Here is a 14,488-nt window from a genome sequence, read left to right on the forward strand (position 1 = left end):
TATTGATTGTCAATATTTTAAATTTTAAAAATAATTGATAATTTAATATTAGAAGGTAAATTATGAGCTGAAAAGGCCAAAACTTAATGTTTCAGCCCTCTTTTATATTATAAACCTAAGGTTGTTTTAATATAATCCGTCAATAATTTTTCTACTGTTAATTTCAGCAATGATAAATGTTGCATCACTTTCTGTAATGTATTGATTTTCGTATAACCAGTGAATTCTGGAAATCTGAATATACGATGGAATCAGATTATCTACTTTATAGTAAGTTTTCAGATAGTAATTTTTCTTGCATTCTTTAATTTTTGAAATAAAGGAATCTACCTCTGCCATTTGCTTTTTACCATAAGAAAATATAAGAGGTTTTGCGGAAGCAAGGCTTTTAGAATTATCCTTTTTAAATTCATTATTACACAAAGCAGTTACCAGTAATGACGGAATTATAGCAATTCCAAACACGATCATTCCTGCTGAAAAAGACAGATTATAATTATCATTAATAAAAATTGTTAGTAATATTGAGTTTAAAATAACCGAAACAACAATCCCAATCAATATAGGATCTTTAGATTTTCTAAATACGGATTCATCATCCTGAATATCGTTAAAGTGAACTTTGTATTCATTAAGTTCTTTTGCAAATAACGTCCTTACGAAAACTCCATCTTCCTGAATTTCAAAATACTTTTTGTTTCTTCCGTCTTTTTGATTTAAAATATTCATATACTTTTTACTCCAATTCTCTCTTCAAAAACTTCCCTGTCAGACTTTTCTTCGACTTCACGATTTCTTCCGGCGTTCCCTGGGCAACGATCTGTCCGCCGTGTTTTCCGCCTTCCGGGCCGACGTCGATGATGTGGTCTGCCAGTTTAATGACATCCATGTTATGTTCAATAATAATGAAGGAATTTCCTAATTCTACCAGCTGGTTAATCGCATCCATAAGGATTTTTACATCTTCAAAATGGAGCCCGGTTGTGGGTTCATCCAAAATGTATAACGTATTTCCGGTTTGTCTTTTGGCAAGTTCCGTAGCTAATTTAATACGCTGTGCCTCTCCTCCACTTAACGTCGTCGATTGCTGTCCCAATGTAATATATCCCAAACCAACATCATGCAACGTTTTCACTTTAGCAAAAATTTTAGGAATCGGCTGAAAGAATTCTACGGCTTCATCAATCGTCATATCCAATACATCGGAAATTGATTTTCCTTTGTAACGAACCTCTAAAGTTTCCCTGTTGAATCGTTTTCCGTTGCAGGTTTCACAATGCACATAAACATCCGGCAGGAAATTCATTTCAATCACTTTCAGACCCCCACCCTGACAGGTTTCGCATCTTCCGCCCTTCACATTGAAAGAGAATCTTCCGGGTTTGTAGCCGCGTATTTTACTTTCCGGCAATTCTGCAAAAAGATTTCGGATGTCCGTAAACATTCCGGTGTATGTGGCAGGATTGGAACGTGGTGTTCTTCCGATCGGGGTCTGGTCAACATCTACGATTTTATCGATGTTTTCAAGGCCTTCGATTTTTTTGTATGGCAAAGGTTCCTGAACGGCTCTGTAAAAATGCCTGTTCAATATCGGGTACAAGGTTCCGTTGATCAGGGAAGATTTTCCGCTTCCTGAAATTCCGGTTACGACCACCAGTTTTCCCAGGGGAATATCAAGCGTAACGTTTTTAAGGTTGTTTCCGGTGGCGCCTTTTAAAACGATATTTTTTCCATTCCCTTTGCGTCTTTCGGAAGGAATTTCAATCTTTCTTTTTCCGTTGATGTATTGAGCGGTAATTGTATCTGCCTTCAAAAGATCTTTCGGTTTTCCCTGCCAGAGAATTTCACCTCCGAATTTTCCGGCTCTCGGGCCGATATCCAATACCTCATCAGCTTCGAGGATCATATCTTTGTCATGTTCCACCACCAATACAGAATTTCCTATGTCACGAAGGTTTTTCAGGGAATTGATCAATCTTTCGTTGTCTCTCTGGTGCAGTCCGATACTTGGCTCATCCAAAATATAAAGAACATTCACCAATTGGGATCCGATCTGTGTTGCCAGACGAATTCTCTGCGATTCACCTCCTGAAAGCGTTCTGGAGCTTCTGCTCAGACTTAGATAATCTAAACCAACATCCAAAAGGAACTGGAGCCTTGTTTCGATTTCTTTTAATATTTCGTGGGCAATAATTGCATTTTTTTCGGAAAATTTATCTTTAACGTCAGCCAGCCATTCTTTTAAATCGATAAGGCTTAAAGCATTCACTTCCGCAATATTTTTTCCATCGATTTTAAAGCTCAGGCTTGAAGGCTGAAGACGTGTACCTTTACATTCCGGGCAGGTTTCTTCCGTGGTAAAATGTCTTTCAAGGAGAATGGCTTCGTAGGATTCTCTGTCTTCGATGATTTCTTCCATGAATGCAATAAGACCATCAAAGCTTATCTTGATTTTTTTGGTAATTCCGGCGTATTTCAGGTCTTTGTTGAACTCTTTATGACAGCCATTGTACATATATTCCAAAGCTTCCTGCGGAATATCCTTCATAGGCGTTGTCAATCCCAATCCGAAAATTTCAAGAATGTTTTTGATCTGGGAAAGAATCCATTTGTTGGATTTAAGATCTTCCAGGGGAAGCAAACCTCCCTGGTTGATTGATAATTTGGGATTTTCAATAAAATAATCGGTGTTGATTTTTTTTATAGTTCCCAATCCTTTACAGGTTGGACAGCTTCCTTTCGGGGAGTTGAACGAAAAGGTATTGGGTTCCGGCAAAGCAAGTGAATGGCCTGTTTCGGCATCCATTAAATTTTTAGAGAAATACTCAATATCGGTACTTCCCAGCTTTTGGATTCCGATGAGCCCCTCTCCCATTTCCATTGCCGTACGCAGGGATTTTTCCATTCTGTTTTCCGAGGCGCTTTCCCCGATAATCCAGCGGTCGATCACAATATCAATATCATGGGTTTTGTAACGGTCAAGCTTTAAATCATATTCAATATCCTGCAATTCGCCGTCAATTCTTGCCTGTCCGTATCCTTTCTTGGCCATCTGCACGAAAAGTTCGTGATAATGTCCTTTTCTGGCTCTTACTACAGGAGCCATCAACATAATTTTTTCGCCTTTATAGTTCTCTTTGATGGTTTCGAGAATCTGCTCTTCGGTATAGCTCACCAGTTTTTTACCGGTGGTTTGAGAATAGGCATCCGAAACTCTGGCAAAAAGAAGGCGTAAAAAATCGTATAATTCCGTGACGGTACCTACGGTTGAACGCGGATTTTTGTTGGTGGTTTTCTGTTCGATGGCAATTACGGGAGACAGCCCTTCAATTTTATCAACATCGGGACGTTCAAGCCCACCGAGAAACTGTCTTGCATAAGCCGAAAACGTTTCGATGTACCGGCGCTGGCCTTCTGCAAAAATCGTATCAAAAGCCAGCGATGATTTCCCGCTTCCTGAAAGGCCGGTAATAACCACCAGCTCATTGCGCGGAATTTTTACGTTGATATTTTTTAAGTTATGTTCACGGGCACCGTAAACTTCTATATATTCTGTTGATTTACTCATAATTTGGTGTGATTTTACATGAAAATCACGATGTGCAAAATTACGGAATTTTATGGAATTTTCTGTGTTAAAAAATATTAGGAAATGAGGTTGTTAATTTTGTTTAAAGCTCAAAACGAAAATAACAAAACCGATGAATTTCACCGGCTCACTTTATTGTTTTTTAATAATCTTAAAAATCCGTATCTTCATTGGTGACTTTCACTACATATTCTATGCCGTCGATGGCTTTTAGAATAATCTGATTCCTCAGAATGTTGGACATATTTTCCCAATATAATCTTCCGTAAAATGAATAATTGTTTGGGACGATTTCAACTTCCACGGTTCTTATGAATCCTTCTTTTGGCTTGTTGCTGATCATGGTTCCGCGTTTTACCCGGACTTCCTTCAATTCATCTTTCAGAACCATTCTGCAATAGTTTTTAACATCTTCCAGAGAAATGATTTTATCCCTTGTTGTTAAGGCATATTTATAAGCCTGAATGCTGTCTGTTCCTTTCTGTTCTTCTGCGCCGCCGATGCTCTCACTGAGGAGTATAAGGACCTGGGATTTCAGTTGATTTGATAGTTCTGTTCCGGGACGCATGTGGTTGGCCAGCGTGCAATGTGTTATCCAGAATGAAGCGTAGGTATGATCCGTTTTTTCAACGGGCTCCATGATTACATAGTTCAGCTCCTGTTTAATGCTTCGTTTTGCATTATTTACTTTCTGAATCATCGATTTCATCTTATCAGACATTTCGCTCAGCAAACCTTTTACATTATCTCTGTTTAATAAAGAGAAAGCAGCGATTTCGTCGCGTGTAAGTTCCAGAACATTGGCAATCATATCAACGGCATTTCTGTTCGTAAAGCGCTCCATTCCTCCTTTTCTTACGGTGTACAATCCTTTCTTAAGATTATCATTCGGGGTAAAAGGAATTTCAGTGTAACGCCTTCCATCGCCATCCTGAACCTCATCAACATACAGGAAATGCTCACCTTCATCGGTAACGAGCGGAATGTTATTTCCCATAATATCGAGGCTGTATTCTGTTTTTTTCCAGCCGCGGTTGTAGATTGGAAAGGCATTCAAAACAAAAGAAAAATTATCCAGAATTTCTGCGGAAAACTGTGGAGGAAATTCAAAAGTGAGCCACAGATAAGGCTTATCCTGAATATGTTTTGTGATTTCTTCTTTATAATCCACATACCTTAAATTTTCAGGCAGCTGTCCGGGTTCAGTAAATAATGAATTTGAAATTCCGCTTACTTCGATAAATTTATGGTGATAAATGCTTTTTACATCTTCAATGATTTTATTGCGAATTGATTGCTCGTGGAAGATCTGTTCGTAGCCTTCTGCTTCTGTATTTTTGTAATACGTTAATCCTTCCCTGATGAATAACGGATTCCCATTGCTCGTTACGGTAATGTACGGCAACAGTTTGTAGGTGAAATCCAGATGTTCAAATGCGGGATTTGAGCAGTAAATACTCAAATATTTCGGAAAAGTTTCCTGGGAATATTGACTGACATCAATGCCGATGGTTACCTTTCGGTAGTCTTCCGGTTTTCCCTGAAATCTGGCGATCGGAATTTTGTTCAGCCGCTCATCAATGCTGTAGCAGGTATTGCCAACAAACATAACAGCAGTCTGCACTTTGTTGATCCTCACGTTTCCCACCGGTGTGAAAGGAATATTAATCTGTTTATCCGATTCTGATTTTATGGTGGATGTCATGTGTTTCCTGAAGAAAAACTCCGTGTGTTCCAGCAGGATTTCAGAAGATTCATAAGGCTGGGTAAAAGCAATGGCGTGTGCGGGAACCGGATGGGTATAAATAGATGGCGTTAATAATTTTGCCAATTTTTCCAGGATTCTGGCATTAACCGTCTGTATTTCATTGTTGGCTTTAAAAATTTCTGTGCTGAAAGCATCAATTAATAATTTTACAAAAGGATCAAGCGACTGCGGGCTTTTCAGTCCCCAAACTTTGGTGGCATTCTGAAGCATTCTCGCCTTTACCGATTCTTTGGAATATATATTCTGGTCTAAATTCATAAGTTGTGATTGTGGTGTTAGAAATTAATCAATTGACATCGGGCTGAGAAACAGTTCTGTAGAAAAGCTGAAACGCTCTCCGGTAGCTTCCATTTTCGCATTGATGGCAATTTTTACTTTCTTTTTGATTTCGGTATGTTCTTTTGTATCGTAGGTGTGCTCCACAATCTGAATGTGGGCATCAATCTGGGGATTTACAATCCGGGGTTCGTATGACTGAATCTGCTTTTTAAGGCTTTTAATGAAAACCGTTTCCCAGACAGCGCTGGTAATGCCATTGTCGAATTCAAGGTTCCATACGTCGTTTCCGTAATTTTCGTCGTATCTGTTTTCGCCTTTTTTTGTAGTAATCAGCAACATGATGTTATGGGCAATACTTTCTCCCATATCGCAGGTGTCGATGCTTCCTCCTTCCGTCATTAAGGTAGATGGCACGAAAGGCATTCTGTAATTTGGTGTGTCCATAATTCTGCTTCTATATTGCAATAATTGTCATTTTCAGAAGAGAATACCAATTTAATGATTTTTCACGAAATATAGTACAGTTAAATTCTAAAATTAATGAACGTTTTAAACTGTTTAAACCTTTTTAATTGTCAAGAGTACATACATTAAGATAAATTTTTCGGATGAATAAATTGCTTGATGTTATCTGTTTATAAGTTTTTCGGGGCTTCAAACTTTGTTTGAAGCCCCGAAAAACCATTTAAGAATATCTTTATACTTACTTTTTAATAAACTGATACACCTTATCATCCACCTTAAGAAGATAAGGTCCAGGCGTAAGATTCTGAACCGAAACACTCTTTTTGTTTTTGAAAGGCAGTTTTTCAGAATAAAGCAGTTTTCCTGAGAAATCGAGAATCTGAACCGATCTTACCTGGCCTGTTTTTCCTTCAACAAAAATTTCATTCTGCACAGGATTCGGATAAATTCTGAACGTGTTTCCTGATGAAATCAATTCGGAAACGGAAAGTACTCCGAGATTCTGACAGTAATTGGAAGGATAAGAGTCCCACTCATTGCTGTTAAATACGGTATTCGGCTGGTTGATATTCGCTTTTCTATATAAAGAAACATTTCCCAACACTGAAGAATTATTGGTAGACGAAACACCAATTGCATCAACCGTAGTAGATTTATATCGTAGTTCCAAATACTGGCTTCCGGAAAAGGTCATCTGTGGGGCAGCTGTTACAAACTTTGCCTGGTTGATGGTATAACATGAAAAATTGGCATCGGGATTTAGTACTACAAATGTTTCATTATTTTGTACAATTCCTTCCAGTTCATAAGGATCGGGGAAGTAATAATTCGATCCGCTCGGAAACTGAATAGACAGCCTGTAATCCCTCAGGTTTACGGCATGCCCTGTTTTATTGGTAATTTCAAAGCCTTTATTATTTGAGCTTCCTTCAAGGTATTTTGAAACAAAAAGATCTTTGGCATAAACATCCGATGCTAATGTTGTTGTTGAGACTGTATTGCTGTCGGCAGAAAGCAAATAACCATTATCATAGGCTTTTACGGTAAAATTATACGTTGTGGAAGGTGTTAAGTGATCTGCGCTGAACGTTGAGCTTTTCGTTGTTCCCACCAGATTCCCATCCTGATAAATTTTATATCCGATAACATCGGTGCTTATGCTGGGGGTCCAGCTAAGTGTAGCAAAATAAGCGCTGTTTTGTGTAACGGTTAAATTTGAAGGGCTCTGCGGTGCTATATTATCAGGAGACTGATTCCAGATGGCATTTACCCAGGAAGGATTATCGATAAACGGATTTCTGTTTTTCTGAATAGCATAAACGGCATTGTTTCTGTCAATTTCCTTTTGAGAAACAGGGTCCTGCTGGTGCCACTGAAGCAGCATTGAAATATAGGCAGGATCATACGCTCTTTCTTCGGTTCCGTCCAGCGGATTGGTATCTGAAGCAGGATTGCTATTATTGTTAAAATTAAAAGTTCCCAGCTTTCCTTCGTACCGTACAGCAAAGTAAAGTAAACATCTCGCCACATCACCTTTAAACTCATTAATCGGTTCATAAACCCGGCCTGTATACGCAATTCCCGGAATGGCTGATTTCGCAATTTTCGACGAGTTGCTGAAGGTGTAATAAATTGGGGATCCTGCAATTCCGTACGGATAATTGCTCCGCAGCTGATTAATCCTCGCATCGGTTGGAACTACATAAAATAAATCGGAATACATCGGGTAATTGCTGTAAAAGGTACTTTGGGGCATCATGTGCTCCCTGTTCCAGCCCTGGCCTTCTGCGCTGGCGCTCCCGATGATATTGGCAGTAGTGTATTCATAGGAATCCGGACCGGAAGGAATTTCAGAATAGATATCCAGTAATATGGTTGTATTAGAAACGCCATAATCATAATACCTATCCAGGTCAGTCTGGTTATAATAATCCGTAAGATCACCATAATGCCTGTTGATGTTCTTTTCAGAGATAATATCATGAAGCTTGGATTTTAAAGCATATCCTGATAAGCCTGAAGTTCCGTCATAATATCCTGCCGGCGCCTGAGCTGCCGCATAAGATACTATAAGAATGGTAAGATGTAAAAATTTTTTCATGCTATAAAATTGGGTGGCTAAAATAGTAAATTAATATCCTGTATGTTCAGTAATTTTTATTAATAAAGTATTAAATTTTAGAATATAAATAATTGAAAATTAAAAATTTGCAACGTAAAAAGAATGCGACGAATAATTTTTTTGGACGTTCCGCCATTTTAATTATCTTTGGGAATTAACTATTATATCTATATGAATACAGAGACTATTGACAACATTAAAATGATAGCGGAGACAGTAAGAGAGTTTGCTGAAAAAAATATTAGGCCTAATATTATGGAGTGGGATGAAAGTCAGACGTTCCCTAAAGATTTGTTCCATGAATTAGGAGAAATGGGGTTTATGGGAATTGTTATTCCTGAGCAATATGGAGGTTCAGGTCTTGGATATCACGAATATGTTACCATCCTGGATGAGATTTCTCAGGTTGACCCTTCTATCGGTCTCTCCGTAGCAGCGCACAATTCACTTTGTACGAATCATATCTATGAATTCGGGAACGAAGATCAGAGACATAAATGGCTTCCACAACTGGCGTCAGGAAAAGTAATCGGAGCATGGGGGCTTACCGAACACAATACAGGTTCCGATTCCGGAGGGATGTCAACCACAGCAGTAAAAGACGGTGATGAATGGATTATCAGCGGAGCTAAAAATTTCATTACCCATGCAATTTCAGGTGACATTGCCGTGGTAATGACCAGAACAGGAGAAAAAGGAGCTAAAAATAATTCTACCGCTTTCGTTTTGGAAAAAGGAATGCCTGGGTTTAGTTCCGGTAAAAAGGAAAATAAATTAGGAATGAGAGCTTCTGAAACAGCAGAACTTATCTTCGACAATGTTCGTGTTCCTGATTCTCACCGATTGGGAGAAGTAGGAGAAGGTTTCAAACAGGCTATGAAAATCCTTGACGGAGGCAGAATTTCTATTGCAGCTTTAAGTTTGGGAACGGCAAGAGGAGCTTACAAAGCGGCTTTAAAGTATGCTAAAGAAAGACACCAGTTCGGAAAATCAATTTCAGAATTCCAGGCCATCAACTTTATGCTGGCAGATATGGCTACGGAAATTGATGCGTCAGAATTGCTGATCCAGAGAGCGGCTACTCTTAAAAATGCAAAACAAAAAATGACCAAAGAAGGGGCAATGGCAAAATTATATGCTTCAGAAGCCTGTGTAAGAATTGCTAATAATGCCGTTCAGATCTTCGGAGGATATGGATACACCAAAGATTTCCCGGCAGAAAAATTCTACAGAGATTCAAAGCTTTGCACCATCGGAGAAGGTACTTCTGAAATTCAAAGACTGGTAATCGGAAGGGATATTACAAAATAAAAAACATTTTAAAATAAATACAAATGATTAAGCAAGCACTTTTAGGTGAATTCCTGCATGAGGCAGAGAATACAAGAAAACTTTTAAATGCAATCCCGGACAGCGCATTAGAATGGAAGCCTTCCGAGAAAAACTGGACAACAGGTCAGCTGGCTTCACATATTGCTGAAGTTTACAACTGGTACTCAGATACCTTTAACAAAGATGTCTTTGATATGGGGACTTATCATTATGATAAAGGAGATATTTCAAAGGCTCAGACTATTGTGGAAAAGTTCGAAGAAAATGTAGCCAAAGCTCATCAGACCCTTGAAAATTGGGACGAAAGTACTGCAATGAATGAGTGGAGAATGGAAATGCACGGGAATGTAATCTTCCCTCCTACACCAAAAATCCATGTCGTTCGGGGTTTTTTGTTTAATCATTTATATCATCACAGAGGCGAGCTGATTGTTTACCTGAGATCAACCGGGAATCATGTTCCCGGAATGTATGGTCCCACCGCTGATGATAACTCTTTTTAAAAAATTAGAATTATATCATTAAAAAGTGAATAGTACACGTGTTTTGCGTGTACTATTTTCTTTTTATGAGTAAATATAAAAATAAGAATATTTAATGTATTACATAATTATTTAAATGAAATATCTAAAAATTCCTTAAAAAATTTTATTTTTCGTAATGATATTTTTATTAGATTTGGTATTCCACAATCAAATAAAAATTATATGAAAAAACAATTAACGTTGTTGGGAATGCTGTTTCTATCCGGCATTTCTTTCGCGCAGACCGATCGTCTATGGTCTTCAGGCTCAGGAAAAATAACTTCCGACATCTTCGAAAACAAAAGCAACATTATCAATCCTAAAATTTACAGCCTTGATATTAACGGATTGAAAAATGTTCTTGCCAAAGCTCCTGGAAGACTCGCAGCAGGAGAAAAATCAGAAATCATTATCTCTTTTCCTAATGCAGAAGGAAAAATGGAAAATTTCAAAGTACGCGAAAATTCCAATTTCGATCCTCAGCTGGCTGAGAAATTTCCCGATATAAAATCTTACGTCGGTGAAGGCCTTGAAAATTCTGCTTCAACAATCTATTTCAGCGTCTCGCCTTTAGGACTTTCATCCATGGAAATCTATGGTGACAAATCTGCGGTTTTCATTGAGCCGTACACCAAAGATCTTTCTACATATATTGTTTATAAAAAATCGGATAAAAAGGACAATCTTAATAAATTTGAATGTACCGTGCTGGATGTTGCCCAGAAAGGAGCTGCAACAAGTGATGTAACTGCAAGACCCAATGCAGACGATGCAAAGCTGAGAACATTCAGACTTGCACTATCCTGTACGGGAGAATATACTGCTTATTTCGGAGGAACAAAAGCCAACGCTTTAGCCGCAATGAATAACACCATGACCCGTGTGAACGGAGTTTTTGAAAAAGATTTTTCAGCGAGAATGGTGTTGATTTCAAATAATGATGCGGTAATTTATACCAGTGCATCCTCAGATCCCTACTCTCCTGCGTCACAGTTGAACAACTGGAACTCACAGCTTCAGTCTACGTTAACATCGGTTATCGGTGAAGCCAACTACGACATCGGTCACTTGTTCGGAGCTTCCGGAGGTGGTGGAAACGCTGGCTGCATCGGCTGTGTATGCACCAACGGATCAAAAGGGAGCGCTTACACCTCTCCGGCAGACGGAATTCCTTCCGGAGATAATTTTGACATCGATTATGTAGCTCACGAAATTGGGCATCAGTTCGGCGGAAACCATACCTTCTCCATGAGCAATGAAGGAACCGGAGCCAATATGGAACCGGGATCAGGATCTACCATCATGGGATATGCCGGAATTACGAGCCAGGATATTCAGCCTCACTCTGATGCTTTCTTCCATGCAATCAGTATTCAGCAGATTACCAATAATATTAAAGCTAAAACCTGCCCTGTAAGCACCAATACCGGAAATTCAATACCTACGGCCAATGCAGGATTGGATTATACCATTCCTAAAAGTACTCCGTTTATGTTAACCGGTACCGGAACAGATGCCAACGGAGATTCTTTGACTTATATCTGGGAGCAGATGGATAATGCTTCTTCATCTCAAACGGGGGCGAGTTCGGCAGCAAGTGCTACCAAAGCTTCAGGGCCTACTTTCAGATCATTTACACCAACCGCTTCGCCGGTGAGATATTTCCCGAGAATGGCTTCTGTTTTAGCCGGAGCCACAACAACGGCCGGTTCGGAAATTACAGTGGAAGCTTTATCCAATGTCGCCAGAACCTATAATTTCAGATTTACGGTTCGCGACAACAGAGCAGGCGGTTCCGGAAATAATTCAGATGATGCGGTGATTACAGTAAACGGTACGGCAGGGCCTTTCAGTGTAAGTTCGCAAAATTCAGCCACAACATATACCGGAGGAACTTCTCAAACCGTAACATGGAACGTGGCAGGAACTACGGCAAACGGAGTAAATGCAGCCAACGTCGACATTCTTTGGTCTACCAACAGCGGAAATACATGGACCACTCTTTTAGCAGGAACTCCAAACGATGGCTCTCAGGCGGTAACGATTCCTAATTCATCTACTACAACAGGAAGAATTATGGTAAAAGGCTCCAATCATATTTTCTTTGATGTGAATAATGCCAATATCACGGTAAATGGAGGATCCGGAGTAGATACAACGGCTCCTACGGCTCCTACTCTTGCCGCTTCAGGTACAACTTCTACAAGCACCAATCTGTCATGGTCCGGAGCAACGGATAATGTTGCGGTAACAGGCTATGATATTTACCAAGGTTCATCATTGATCGGTTCTACAGCTTCTACATCATATACCGTAACCAGTCTTAGTCCTTCCACAACATATACTTTCTCGGTAAGAGCTAAAGATGCAGCAGGAAATGTTTCATCCTCAAGCAATTCGGTAAATGTTACTACATTGGCTGGAAGCACGGTTTCTTATTGCTCGGCTTCTGCAAACAATACGGCAGATGAGAGAATCGGAAACGTGAAATTCGGTACGATTAATAATACGTCTACAGGAACTGCCGGTTATGAAAACTTTACATCAATTTCTACCAATGTAACGAGAGGAGCAGCTTATACCATTTCTGTAACTCCGGTTTGGACTTCGACTGTTTACAGCGAAGCTTACGCAGTGTATATTGATTACAACGGGGATGGAGATTTTACAGACAGCGGAGAACTGGCGTGGACGAGAACGGGATCTACCACAAGTCCGGTGACAGGTTCTATTACGATTCCGTCTACAGCAACGCTCGGAAGCACAAGAATGAGAGTGATGATGCAGTACAGTTCTGTGCCTTCATCTTCGTGCGGAACATATACGTACGGACAGGTGGAAGATTATACCTTAAACATCTCATCCTCCGGAAAAGGTGAAATCGGCACGAAAGATCTGATCACAGATGTTAAACTGTATCCTAACCCTGTAAAAGACATTTTATATATTTCGAATACGACGGCAGAAGATTATAAAATCTTCGATATGGGTGGAAAACTAATCAACACTGGAAAACTCGAAAGAGGCTCTGTTAATGTAAGCAGCCTTATTAAAGGAGCTTATATAATCCAGATCGGGGAAACCTCCAAGAGATTCATTAAAAACTAATAACTGATTCAATTAAACTGAAAGGCTGTCCGGAAACGGGCAGTCTTTTTTTATGAATTTTAATTTTATATATTTGCCATAATAAAACAACTTTTTGCTATGTCTGTAATTGATCTATCTACAAGAATTTGTAATGACTGGAATACTTATAACAATAATAAAAGATCAAGCGACAGTTACATTTATGTTGACCATGAAATCAATCTTGAAGATGGACCATCCTCAATTGATTTATGCGTTGGTGAGAATTGGTATCAACCAAATGAAGAAAAGCCGTATCTAATAACAGATGAGGGTATACAATTAGCTCCATTTCAATCAATTTTGTTAGAAGTAAAACAGGAAATAGCAAATCCCTATAATGTATTTGGATTAGTAACCGGTAAAGGACTAAAAATATTTGAGGGAGTTTTTATATCTACTGGTAAGATTAATCCAGGTTATGTGGGAAAACTTAAAATAGGAATCTATAATGGAAGTAAGAAGAAAATAATATTCAAAAAAGATATGCCTTTATGTACTTGTGTATTTTTTGCAATGGAGTCAAATTTACAAATTCCATTAAAAAACAGAAGTGATAACTCTAATACTAACGCTAAACCTATTGGTAAAGCAAAATATTTAAAAAATAGAATAAAGGAAAATAAAGAATTTTTAGCAATTTTAATATCAATCATAGCTTTACTTGCTTCTTTTGCTAATGTATTTTTAAATCGAAATTTTATTCTTTATAATAAGCAGAATGTTGAAAATAATAAAGTAACTAAAACAATCAATAATGGTAATAGTAAGTGATAATTTAAAAGAGCTCATCAAACAGCATAATATTGTTAATGAAACTTGTTTTGATGAAACTTCAATATCATTAAGTTTAGATAATAATATAACATTCTTAAAATTTCCTGCTAACTACGAATTTATTTATGGCAATACCATACCTCAAGAATTTATACAGGAATCATTTATAGAAGATGGAGAATATTTGGTGTTAAAACCAAAATCTACAGTTTTAGCATGTTCTCATGAAGTTATAAATATTCCATTAGGATATTTTGGACTTTTACAAACGAAAGGATCATTAGCAAGATTGTTTGTATCAATACATTGTAGTGATGGTCAAATTGAACCAGGTTTTTCTGGGAAAATAACTTTTGAAATTATAAATTTTTCAAACTTTTGTATTAAGATTAGACCTAAACAAATAATAGGTGATTTGTTTTTATTAAAAACATCTACAAAACAAGTAAAACCATATTCTGGTAAATATAATAAATCAGACAAACCCACATTTCAAAAATAAC

The 14,488-nt window shown here is 38.2% G+C and carries 10 protein-coding genes; 5 read left to right on the plus strand and 5 right to left on the minus strand.

Features of this window, described 5'->3' with window-relative positions:
• Window positions 1-126: 126 nt before the first annotated feature.
• The 5 genes from SOP96_RS10985 to SOP96_RS11005 form a co-directional block, all read right to left on the minus strand.
• Window positions 127-729, minus strand: a complete 603-nt coding sequence (locus SOP96_RS10985; protein ID WP_326320980.1) for a hypothetical protein — start codon at window positions 727-729, stop codon at window positions 127-129.
• A gap of 7 nt (window positions 730-736) precedes the next feature.
• Entirely contained in the window at window positions 737-3,568 is a 2,832-nt protein-coding gene (gene uvrA, locus SOP96_RS10990; RefSeq protein ID WP_326320981.1) for an excinuclease ABC subunit UvrA, read from the minus strand.
• Between the two features lie 172 nt (window positions 3,569-3,740).
• Window positions 3,741-5,615, minus strand: coding sequence for a type VI secretion system baseplate subunit TssF (locus SOP96_RS10995; RefSeq protein ID WP_326320982.1), 1,875 nt, complete (start codon window positions 5,613-5,615; stop codon window positions 3,741-3,743).
• A gap of 24 nt (window positions 5,616-5,639) precedes the next feature.
• A complete protein-coding gene (locus SOP96_RS11000; RefSeq protein WP_326320983.1) occupies window positions 5,640-6,080 on the minus strand; it encodes a GPW/gp25 family protein in 441 nt (146 codons plus the stop codon).
• A 259-nt stretch (window positions 6,081-6,339) separates the two neighbouring features.
• Complete coding sequence (locus SOP96_RS11005; protein WP_326320984.1) at window positions 6,340-8,202, minus strand: endonuclease; 1,863 nt, start codon at window positions 8,200-8,202, stop codon at window positions 6,340-6,342.
• 192 nt (window positions 8,203-8,394) lie between these two features.
• On the opposite strand from SOP96_RS11005, the gene SOP96_RS11010 reads away from it, so the two are divergent.
• The 5 genes from SOP96_RS11010 to dcd all read left to right on the plus strand — a co-directional run bounded on the left by SOP96_RS11010 (window position 8,395) and on the right by dcd (window position 14,487).
• On the plus strand, window positions 8,395-9,534 hold the full coding sequence (locus SOP96_RS11010) for an acyl-CoA dehydrogenase family protein (RefSeq protein ID WP_326320985.1): 1,140 nt from the start codon (window positions 8,395-8,397) through the stop codon (window positions 9,532-9,534).
• A gap of 23 nt (window positions 9,535-9,557) precedes the next feature.
• Window positions 9,558-10,058, plus strand: coding sequence for a DinB family protein (locus SOP96_RS11015; RefSeq protein ID WP_326320986.1), 501 nt, complete (start codon window positions 9,558-9,560; stop codon window positions 10,056-10,058).
• Between the two features lie 204 nt (window positions 10,059-10,262).
• Entirely contained in the window at window positions 10,263-13,187 is a 2,925-nt protein-coding gene (locus SOP96_RS11020) for a reprolysin-like metallopeptidase (RefSeq protein WP_326320987.1), read from the plus strand.
• A gap of 99 nt (window positions 13,188-13,286) precedes the next feature.
• Window positions 13,287-13,982, plus strand: coding sequence for a dCTP deaminase/dUTPase family protein (locus tag SOP96_RS11025; RefSeq protein ID WP_326320988.1), 696 nt, complete (start codon window positions 13,287-13,289; stop codon window positions 13,980-13,982).
• Complete coding sequence (gene dcd / locus SOP96_RS11030; protein ID WP_326320989.1) at window positions 13,966-14,487, plus strand: dCTP deaminase; 522 nt, start codon at window positions 13,966-13,968, stop codon at window positions 14,485-14,487. The genes SOP96_RS11025 and dcd overlap by 17 nt, the downstream gene beginning before the upstream one ends.
• Window position 14,488 lies beyond the last annotated feature (1 nt).

It is taken from the genome of Chryseobacterium salviniae, assembly GCF_035819015.1.
GTDB classification, from domain to species: domain Bacteria; phylum Bacteroidota; class Bacteroidia; order Flavobacteriales; family Weeksellaceae; genus Chryseobacterium; species Chryseobacterium salviniae.

Excerpts from the sequence above, each read along its gene's own strand:
- SOP96_RS10995 (WP_326320982.1), bottom strand. The coding sequence starts at position 5,615 with ATGAATTTAGACCAGAATATATATTCCAAAGAATCGGTAAAGGCGAGA.
- SOP96_RS11025 (WP_326320988.1), top strand. The coding sequence starts at position 13,287 with ATGTCTGTAATTGATCTATCTACAAGAATTTGTAATGACTGGAATACT.
- SOP96_RS11000 (WP_326320983.1), bottom strand. The coding sequence starts at position 6,080 with ATGGACACACCAAATTACAGAATGCCTTTCGTGCCATCTACCTTAATG.
- dcd (WP_326320989.1), top strand. The coding sequence starts at position 13,966 with ATGGTAATAGTAAGTGATAATTTAAAAGAGCTCATCAAACAGCATAAT.
- SOP96_RS11020 (WP_326320987.1), top strand. The coding sequence starts at position 10,263 with ATGAAAAAACAATTAACGTTGTTGGGAATGCTGTTTCTATCCGGCATT.
- uvrA (WP_326320981.1), bottom strand. The coding sequence starts at position 3,568 with ATGAGTAAATCAACAGAATATATAGAAGTTTACGGTGCCCGTGAACAT.
- SOP96_RS11015 (WP_326320986.1), top strand. The coding sequence starts at position 9,558 with ATGATTAAGCAAGCACTTTTAGGTGAATTCCTGCATGAGGCAGAGAAT.
- SOP96_RS11005 (WP_326320984.1), bottom strand. The coding sequence starts at position 8,202 with ATGAAAAAATTTTTACATCTTACCATTCTTATAGTATCTTATGCGGCA.
- SOP96_RS10985 (WP_326320980.1), bottom strand. The coding sequence starts at position 729 with ATGAATATTTTAAATCAAAAAGACGGAAGAAACAAAAAGTATTTTGAA.
- SOP96_RS11010 (WP_326320985.1), top strand. The coding sequence starts at position 8,395 with ATGAATACAGAGACTATTGACAACATTAAAATGATAGCGGAGACAGTA.